This is a genomic window from Microcoleus sp. PH2017_05_CCC_O_A (assembly GCF_020738785.1).
Classification (GTDB): Bacteria; Cyanobacteriota; Cyanobacteriia; order Cyanobacteriales; family Microcoleaceae; genus Microcoleus.
In genome coordinates this window covers 1-3,563 of record NZ_JAEQCB010000270.1, presented here as the reverse complement: position 1 = coordinate 3,563, position 3,563 = coordinate 1, and the positions used below count along the sequence as shown (strand labels likewise).

The following is a 3,563-nucleotide window of genomic DNA, read 5'->3' as shown; positions in this document are numbered from 1 at the left end:
TGAGACTCGCTATTACATTAGTAGTTCACCAAATAATGCTCAAAAGTTTGGTGAATCAGTCCGCAGCCACTGGGGAATAGAAAATCGTTTACATTGGGTGTTAGATGTGGCTTTTCGTGAAGATGATTGTCGGATTAGAAAAGATAATGCTCCGCAAAACTTTGCTATCCTTAGACATATTTCTCTCAATCTTTTAAGTCAAGAAAAAACCTCAAAAACCGGAGCAAAAAACAAGCGACTTCGAGCTGGGTGGGATGATGATTATTTGACTAAAATCCTCGCTGTTGCAGTCAACTAAATTCTTTGTTTCTAAGTCATTACTAGCTATTATACAACTTGTAAACAGTGGCTGTAATATTTTTATTGTCTCAAAATTAGCAGAAACCTAAAAATCACCATTAATCAATTATAGCCTTTCTCACATTCATTCGCGGACAAATTTTGACTTGAAAAGCTTTACACTGTAAAGGTTCCAGCATATCTTGGCATACCTCATCTTTCTGAAAAAGGCTATACTGTTTTCTTACAAAAGTCATTATAAAGCGTCTCTGTAGCTTCTAAGCATGGTGAATTTATGTCAAAATATACTCACCACTGGCGAACAGTCTTCAATAAGATGCGTTCCCCCTGCGTATCGGAGCAGTTAAATGTCCCCTTGGGTGAAAAATGATCCAAATGCAGGCGGAGTTAAAATCCCTCCAGCCGTTCAACAACATGTAAAGCAGCGTGTTCTCGATTATGCTGCAGCTAACTACGCTGGCAAGTACACTCGCCTAGACATCCGCTTTCGCAGTCAGTTCTGTTACATTGATGCCTATAAAGAACCTGATTGCCCTCCAGATTTTCTACCCAAAGACTTTCCCGTATCTCGCGAGGAATATTTAGGACGAATGCGAAATAGCCCCATTCACCTGTGTCGGCTGCGCTACTTTGGCGATGAAGAATCTTGGAGTCTGGGGTTTTACACCTACAGCAATGAAAAATATGAGCTTTGTATGTTCAAGAATGGCAGTTTCTACGGTACTCCTGAACAAGCTTTTGCCATTTCTGCCATGTATTTGCAGTAACCCAAAATGACCCTCTCAGGTCTAAAGACTGTGAGTTTCCCACTTACCATAAATTTTTATGAGCGAATATCAATACTACGAGTTTCAAACCATCGACCGACCGTTGACTAAAGCTGAACAACAAGCAGTCAGCCTCCTCTCTAGTCGCGTACAAATAAGTTCTACTAAAGCGATATTTACTTATAGCTATGGAGATTTTCGAGGCGACCCAAAAGACCTCTTAGTCCAATACTTCGATGCCATGTTTTACATGGCTAATTGGGGAGCGTTACAACTAATGTTTCGTTTCCCAAAAGCTATGATTGATTTTGAACGGATGCAGAAATATTGCGTTGAATATCAGATTGTTGTTTCTGAAATTAATAATTTTGTCATTTTAGAAATTTCTCTGGAGGACGACGAAGGTTTTGGGTGGATAGAGGGAGAAGGAAATCTATCCTCTTTGATAGGTTTACGCCAGGAAATTTTGCAGGGAGATTATCGTTTACTTTATCTGGCTTGGCTGAAAGCGATTAGCTATCTTGATATTGATGAACTCAATGAAGAAGAGTTAGAGCCACCTGTTCCTCCTGGATTGGGTAAGTTATCTTCATCGTTAGAGGCTTTTATAGATGCTTTTGAATTGAATGAGCATCTGCTAAAGGTGGCAACAACTGCGAGTGCTGCTAAATCTTCTATTTCAGAAAATAGCCTAAAAGCAGCTATAAAAAAACTCGATCGTTCTGAAAGCGATACCTTTTTACTGCGGTTAGCCAAAGGAGAAGCTAATCTGTCCTTTGAATTGCGTAAAAGATTATCACAAATGATGGAAGTTATGCAAGATGTAATTACAGGAGAACGAACAATTAGACAGCTTTTAGAGAGCGCTGAACAGGAACAAAAACAGAGCGAACGCAGAAAACAACAGGAAGCTGAAGCTTTACGAGTCAGAGAATTGGAAGCTTTGGCTCAGCGAGAAACGGCTGCTTGGGAAGATGTAGAGGCTCTTATTCAAAAAGGAACTTCTAAATCTTACGATGAAGTAGTGCCGTTACTTTTAAAACTCCGAGACTTAGCGGATTATCAAAACCAACAATCTAACTTTTTAACACGGCTTAAACAACTTCATGCTCAATATAGTAGTCGCTCTGGATTAAAAAAACGTTTGCTTCAGGCGAATTTATAATCGACTTGAAAGCGAAAGGTAATTCCATTATATTGACACTCTGAGGTCTAAGGATGTGCTCGCAGATTTATTCAGGTGACGCTCGCACTCAACGACTGCGAGCGCAAACGTATTGAGTTGATCTGAGCGTAATAAATAGTTTCATCAAGCAGCGATCGCATTATCGTTAAGCAACACTGCCAAAGACAAAATATTGTTTTGACATGGGAACTATAACCGTACTCGAACGACAGTTTTGGACTCAAAAACCGTTAAAGCTTTACTGGGTAAAGGTTATACGCCAGACTGTTGGGAATGCAGGAGTCGATCGCTTGGATACTTCCTTGGAATCTGCCCGACCCAATCTGGAATGTGAGGGACTCCACCCCCGTTAGCAATCACTACTCTACGAGCAACAACTGTATCTTGTGGTTTGAGTATAGCTTTATGCGATCGCTTTGTTTCCTTTATTCTGAATTCGCGAGCGGGCGAATAATTAAGATGTGGCGACTTTAATTTACCGCTCTGCTGAGTTGAAGGGCGTGAGCCATGTAGCGAGTAAAGCGATCGCTTGTGCCTGAGAAAGCCGTTGTAGGTAGGAGCGATCGCATTATAAGTTTCAGAAAACTTAGCCGGAACTTTCCTTTACCGGTATCGGTATAAATATATCTCCCAACATTGCTATTGCTACGACTGTTCCTCACTTTTTTTCCTAGCTTCCTATCTTGCATAAAATTTAGTTTTTATGAGTTTTCCTGCGACTTTTGTTGCTAAAACGCCCCAAATTCAGCTATTGCATATCAATGTATCGGAACAATGGCGGTAGCCGTTTTCTAGCAACAGTTGCAGTTCAGTTGGCTTGGCTTTATTGAATGAGCGTGCTACCGCACTTTTGTACAAAAAAGCGAGATGTCTCAGTAAATTTTTGGGCTGCCAGAATGCTCTAACCGTTACGAAGGCAAGCAAGTAAAATTTGTAGTCAAAGCTCCTGCCGGGAAACTTGTTAAACTAGGCACTTTGAAGGCAGTGACAATTGCCTTCGCTTAACGCCACGGTTGTACTTGATTTTTGAAGAGCGCGATCGCCAAGCGACTCTAAATTTAAGGCTGTACCGACGCTACCCAAGTTCAATGGGGACAATTGCGGCAATTGATGCTAGTACAGCTCGGCGTAAATACACAGACTATTAAACAGCCAAGACTTTACCCTTATATGTCCACTTAAAAGGTTTGGCCATTGTTTGATTAAAGTAGTTAACCCACATTCCGCAGATATTCGATCGGATTTAATTTCAAAAGAATTCAGAATTCTCAAAACCTCAAATAATTGCTCTGCAATCATTTGAGGCTTTT

Annotated in this window: 6 protein-coding genes; 4 read left to right on the top strand and 2 right to left on the bottom strand. The window is 40.7% G+C overall.

From position 1 onward, the window contains the following. The 4 genes from JGK20_RS33525 to JGK20_RS33510 form a co-directional block, all read left to right on the top strand. On the top strand, window positions 1-298 hold a 298-nt coding region (locus JGK20_RS33525; RefSeq protein WP_293233713.1), incomplete at its 5' end, for an ISAs1 family transposase. 361 nt (window positions 299-659) lie between these two features. Next, entirely contained in the window at window positions 660-1,067 is a 408-nt protein-coding gene (locus JGK20_RS33520) for a hypothetical protein (protein WP_293233711.1), read from the top strand. Between the two features lie 58 nt (window positions 1,068-1,125). After that, window positions 1,126-2,232: a hypothetical protein gene (locus tag JGK20_RS33515; RefSeq protein ID WP_293233709.1), complete on the top strand. Its 1,107-nt coding sequence runs from the start codon at window positions 1,126-1,128 to the stop codon at window positions 2,230-2,232. A 203-nt stretch (window positions 2,233-2,435) separates the two neighbouring features. Then, complete coding sequence (locus tag JGK20_RS33510; protein ID WP_293233707.1) at window positions 2,436-2,606, top strand: hypothetical protein; 171 nt, start codon at window positions 2,436-2,438, stop codon at window positions 2,604-2,606. A 117-nt stretch (window positions 2,607-2,723) separates the two neighbouring features. Here JGK20_RS33510 and JGK20_RS33505 read toward each other — a convergent pair whose 3' ends face one another. Continuing rightward, window positions 2,724-2,915 carry a hypothetical protein gene (locus JGK20_RS33505; protein ID WP_293233705.1) on the bottom strand — a complete coding sequence of 64 codons (192 nt, stop codon included), beginning with the start codon at window positions 2,913-2,915 and terminating at the stop codon, window positions 2,724-2,726. A gap of 451 nt (window positions 2,916-3,366) precedes the next feature. Beyond that, the coding region (locus tag JGK20_RS33500) for a hypothetical protein (RefSeq protein ID WP_293233703.1) at window positions 3,367-3,563 on the bottom strand (197 nt) is incomplete at its 5' end.